General features: G+C 41.5%; 7 protein-coding genes and 1 pseudogene. 3 read left to right on the top strand and 5 right to left on the bottom strand.

Annotated elements, in window-relative coordinates; translation table 11 throughout:
* Positions 1–251: 251 nt before the first annotated feature.
* Positions 252–820 (top strand): T9SS type A sorting domain-containing protein (locus ACRBG0_RS28315; RefSeq protein ID WP_431490187.1); only part of this gene is annotated, 569 nt, incomplete at its 5' end.
* Positions 821–1,472: 652 nt separating this feature from the next.
* On the opposite strand, the gene ACRBG0_RS28310 is transcribed toward ACRBG0_RS28315, so the two are convergent.
* Positions 1,473–1,649 carry a hypothetical protein gene (locus ACRBG0_RS28310; RefSeq protein WP_431490186.1) on the bottom strand — a complete coding sequence of 59 codons (177 nt, stop codon included), beginning with the start codon at positions 1,647–1,649 and terminating at the stop codon, positions 1,473–1,475.
* A 29-nt stretch (positions 1,650–1,678) separates the two neighbouring features.
* On the opposite strand from ACRBG0_RS28310, the gene ACRBG0_RS28305 reads away from it, so the two are divergent.
* Complete coding sequence (locus ACRBG0_RS28305; protein ID WP_431490185.1) at positions 1,679–2,029, top strand: hypothetical protein; 351 nt, start codon at positions 1,679–1,681, stop codon at positions 2,027–2,029.
* 69 nt (positions 2,030–2,098) lie between these two features.
* On the top strand, positions 2,099–2,386 hold the full coding sequence (locus tag ACRBG0_RS28300; RefSeq protein WP_431490184.1) for a hypothetical protein: 288 nt from the start codon (positions 2,099–2,101) through the stop codon (positions 2,384–2,386).
* 254 nt (positions 2,387–2,640) lie between these two features.
* On the opposite strand, the gene ACRBG0_RS28295 is transcribed toward ACRBG0_RS28300, so the two are convergent.
* The 4 genes and pseudogenes from ACRBG0_RS28295 to ACRBG0_RS28280 all read right to left on the bottom strand — a co-directional run.
* A complete protein-coding gene (locus ACRBG0_RS28295) occupies positions 2,641–2,898 on the bottom strand; it encodes a hypothetical protein (RefSeq protein WP_431490183.1) in 258 nt (85 codons plus the stop codon).
* A gap of 81 nt (positions 2,899–2,979) precedes the next feature.
* A pseudogene (locus ACRBG0_RS28290) lies at positions 2,980–3,792 on the bottom strand (hypothetical protein); the annotation flags it as partial.
* Positions 3,793–3,810: 18 nt separating this feature from the next.
* Complete coding sequence (locus tag ACRBG0_RS28285) at positions 3,811–4,356, bottom strand: replication initiation protein (RefSeq protein WP_431490182.1); 546 nt, start codon at positions 4,354–4,356, stop codon at positions 3,811–3,813.
* A gap of 286 nt (positions 4,357–4,642) precedes the next feature.
* The coding region (locus ACRBG0_RS28280) for a hypothetical protein (protein WP_431490181.1) at positions 4,643–4,838 on the bottom strand (196 nt) is incomplete at its 5' end.

Genomic DNA, 4,838 nt, shown 5'->3' with positions numbered 1-4,838 from the left:
ACCCATGGTTCGAAGCATTCCCTGAGTTGATCAACGAGAATAACCTTGCGGGAGATGTACTAGATGCAGACTTTGTAGGTGTGAAAATCGGTGATGTAAACGGATCTGCACAAGCCAATGCTTTGGCTGGAGACGATCGTACATTGAACGGTCAGTTCAACTTCGTTGCTGAGGATATCGCAATGAAGGCGGGCAATACTTACACGGTAGCGATTACTGGTGAGAACATGTCTGCTGTTGAAGGCTTCCNNAGGGTACGTTGAATCTGAATGGTGCTGAGTTGGTAGACATCGAGTACGGTGCAGCTACAGCTGAGAACTTCGGTCTACGTTATGCTGCTGAAGGCCAAATCACAACTTCTTGGAACGCTTCGTCCGCCGAAACTTTAGTGAAGGAGGGGGATGTATTGTTTAGCTTGGTAATCCGCCCAACGGCAGATGCACAGTTGAGCGACGTGATCAACGTATCTAGCCGTTACACTGCTGCTGAAGCATACGGAAATGGTAACACGATGAACGTAGGTGTTAACTTCTCTAACGGAGAGGTTGCTGCTGCCGGATTCGAGGTATACCAGAATACACCTAACCCATTTGCGGCAGAGACCATGATTGGTTTCAACTTGCCAACAGATGAGGAAGCAACGGTAACGATCAGCGACGCAAGTGGCCGTGTACTTACAGTAGTACGTGGTGATTACGCAGCTGGTTACAACACCATCAACCTGACCAAGGACATGATCCAAGGTGCAACAGGTGTGTTGACTTACACAGTTACTGCTGGTGAGTTTACTGCTACCAAGAAGATGATTGCTGTAAAGTAGATTTTTAGGTTAAAGATGATGAATGCAGAGTAATTGCGGGTAGGTAGTACTACCTACCCGCGTTACTCTTTTATCACATCGTAATTTAAAATTCCTTTAAGGACGCGTGTTGTATGAAAATACTTATAACCTTGTTTTTAATGGCTGAGCTGTAAATAGCTCAGCCATTTTTATTTAGGAGTCGGCAAAGAATAAGCGTGGAAAAACAACAATTTCTCTTTAAGTATTTTGTAATGAGTGTATCTATGGAGACGGGCAATATTCTAAGCACCGTATTATTTTTTTCCGTATCTTGAAAACGCACTATTTTGAAAGTGCGTTTTTACATTTTCACCATTAGTGTCATGGAGATTGGAAAAATTCTGAAGAGAGTTGATCTTACTTGATTTACCGAACTGGTCTACGGCGATCACTTGCGTAGGTATGTAGTTGGCTTAACCAACAACACTGTCCGAACCGAACAAATCCTGCAAGATCAGATCGAAGCTTTCAAACCGTTATTTGACAATCTAACCCTTGGTTGACGACGTGATCCCCAAGGCGTAGATTTCATTGACGTTTGAACTTCAACTGACTCGCTGGTAGAGGCTCGCAGGTTGCAAAAGCTCTACAACCAACAAGCGATCCGAGACCGTTTGAATGAGGAGGAAGTCTAATCCGTCGGAGAAGGCTTCCTCCTTCTCCTGTACTCCTCTCGCTTTTTATCATTCGATTTCTTTCCTTCCTCCGTCATTATAAGCTTAAAGGCTTCGTCTTTCGGAGCCTCTCCCAAATAGGATTGATCCACTTCCACCCCTCTAGTCACCGACCGGACTTTGTATTTTTGCATGGTATGCACTGGGTATAAGATAAAGTAGTTTGCTTATAACCCTCGCTTTCCCAAATACAAGGGCAAAGCAGCATTTTCCGATTTTGCCACTCTTCGCAACAACTTGCAATTTTACAATCACCCCATTTTTGCAATCGCTTTTCCTTGCATTCCGCAATCTTTTCGCCATGCTTGCAACTATACTGCAATTTTACTTGCAATTGCAAAGATCAATGGAATATGTAACAATCAAGGATTTATCCGCAAAGTTTGCAATACCAGAAAGGACGGTTTACTACCAGATTAATCATACCCCTGGAATACGCACTAAAAAACAAGGAAGAAGTAAAGTTGTAAACCTTGCAGACTTTGCAAAAGCTTGCGGCAAAGACTTGCAGTGAATTGCGGGAAACAGCACTCCTCTACCTGAGAAAGGCAATCAAAATATAGACTTTGTAGATTTGCAAAAATTGCAAGAAGAACAACGTCTCGCTCAGGAGAAGATTTTCGCCCTCGAAAAGGTGAATAACAATCTCGAAACGAATCGCAACAAGTTCGTGCAACTCTACACCGATGAGAAAAACGAAAAGCAAGAGGTTAGACAAAAACTTGATGACCTCCAGGAAAAATACCACACCGACATCCAGTCGTTTATGAAGAAATATCACTTATCGTTAGGGCTGTTGGCCGTCTGCTTAGCTCTATTAGTGGCGTTGAACTTCGAGCAAATTCTTGCGCTATTTGGCTTTGGTAAGTAATCGTTACACACTCCTCTACCTTTCACAAGATAAACTTGCAATATGTGTCTTTGTGATTATACTGTAGCTACAAAAGTCCTTCGGGATTCTCCCCACGACAAGCTCGTGGGTGTAGGAAAAACGGCTTAGAGAATCAGTTCTCTGAGCTTTTTTTTGATCTGCTGAAAATCTTTTTCGTGTATTTGTCAGAGCTTATTGGTCACTCTTTTCTTGTCGATATGTCTGGCTTGGGAAAGGATAATGCGAGAAGTCTTTCAGAAATAATGATCGGGAAGGGTATAATAATATCTATTTTCTTTCCCGCCTGTACTCATGGGTACAACAAATAGCATGGCTCCTACTCTTTTAATTATCAGCACGGGTCTTTGAAAGCTGGCTCCTTTACCGTCTTCTTCGTTCCCGATATTTATTCCTAAACGGGCAAATCGTACATCCCTCTCTTTTACGTAAATATTCCTCTCTTTGGCGTGGATTTTTTTCTTGAGAATATTCCAAAGGTCAAAGTTCTTCATAACATTCAAGGAGAGGTAAATAAGTACTCAAAAAGCGTTGATTCTACGTCTCTTAAATTTCATTGTGAGCAGAAAACCGTTCTAAACGGATAATGTATAGGTTCCGTCCACTTTTTCCAGTGAGTAATTTTTAGCCAAGAAACGATCAAGGTTTACGTACTCCTTCTCCAAATACTTATTTGCGAGATAATCGTCGATCCGTTTTTGAATGAGTTTAGATTTCTTACCAGTCAGAAAGTTATCTAATGCTTTACGGTATACAAGCTCACCTGGAGCATATTCTGAGATAGCTTCCTGAGCAACTTCATCAGTAAGATATTTGGCTTTAATTTCTTGGAGTTTGGGCGCACGTCGATCCTCAAATTCTTTTCTTCCTTCTTCTACCAAAGTAGCAATTTCTTTTTCCAAAGCTTTATCATATTGCCTTTTGGCTATTAACTCTGCTTGTCTTTCTTCTTCGACTCTTTCCGTTTTATAGTAATCATTCTGAATCGCTTTAAGAACAAATCCGCCACGGTTTTTGATGCTTGGGTTCTCTGCGAAATGTTTTTTGCACCTATTAAGGGTGTCAATAACCCTACTATTGTAGTCTTCATCAGCTTGGCATTCTTTGACGATATTCAAAGCATGTTGCGTCATACTTGCTCCCAAAGCAATGAGCGATTGATAAACCTGGGTAGAGGAGAGGGGATTGGCAACGGGAGTCAGCGGTGTTTTTTCTAAAAAAGATTGAGGGGTTGCTAATTTGGGGTGATTCGGCCTAATGTGAAACTTGATCTTATTTACACGCTTACCTACTTTCTCATATATGGAAAAATCGGTTTGAAGGTCAGTGAATTTTCTGAGTTCTTCCAAGGCGGGGAGTAGTACCCACCTTTTGAACTCATAGAACTTTTGGTATTTTCCAGAAAGTCAGAGACGAAATTTAAGGTCTTCAACAGCAAATATTTTCTCCATTACCCCATTACCGGAATGATAGCTTTTTAAGAGACCGTATAGCCTGATGGAAGCCGATGAATCCATGGGTAAGATATACTTATAGAAAAACTCGGTGAAATGTTGCCTCAATTGTAAGAGGTGGGGTCTCAAGGCCGGATCAAGCCTCAATCTAAATTCATCAGTGTTCTTATGGTGTGTAACAGAACTCAATCGGTTGACTTGAACTGCATCTTCTGCATTCTCCCAATAGATGGGTGCGTGGTTGAGTTCATCCATGATATGAAAGACCTCTTTCCTCTTGCTTATTCTTCTTTTTCCATCGAAATTAAGGATAGCAACAATTTGCTCATAGCTAAGTACAAAGTCTGTAAACGAATCGGGTTGGATGGAGTCGAGCTTGGCAACCAGGTAATAGATGAAAACCAAACAACGTTTACTGAGCTTATAGGAAGCTCTTACTAATTCATTGGATTCTACCACTTTGAGATTGTGTAATTCTGGCGATAGGAGCTTGCTCATAGTATCGAAAACGAATAAAACTATCGTTCAGAGTAGCCGAAAAGTCGAATAATACAAGCCCATTTTTTCGACTTTCTGAACGGCCCTATATCATGCGCGGTAAGCCTCGACTTTATCGGTTTAAACACGCGGTATCTCTCGACTTAGGTGCGGTATCCCTCGCTTTTCTGCGGTATCTCTCGACCAAACGCGCTAAAAAGGCAATAAACACAAGGGGTTTTGGATCGGGAAAAAACATTAAAAAAAGAAAAACAACAGTAGGGGAGTGCGGTAGGTCTCTACTTTGTTATTGCTTAATAAATCGAGTTTCATCGACTAGTTGCCCTAATTGGTCATAAGCAGCAACTGAATAATTTCCTGCTGGCCAGGAAGGAGAGTCTAGTGTAATTGTAGATGATGATCCCATGTTGAAATTGAATTGAGTGATACCCTGGGAGTTATATATTTTTAACGACACGTCTTGCGGAACCGTAAGTGTTACT

The organism is Lewinella sp. (assembly GCF_050633125.1).
Classification (GTDB): domain Bacteria; phylum Bacteroidota; class Bacteroidia; order Chitinophagales; family Saprospiraceae; genus Lewinella.
Note: the sequence above shows the minus strand (reverse complement) of the source record. Positions and strands in the feature narration are given on the sequence as shown.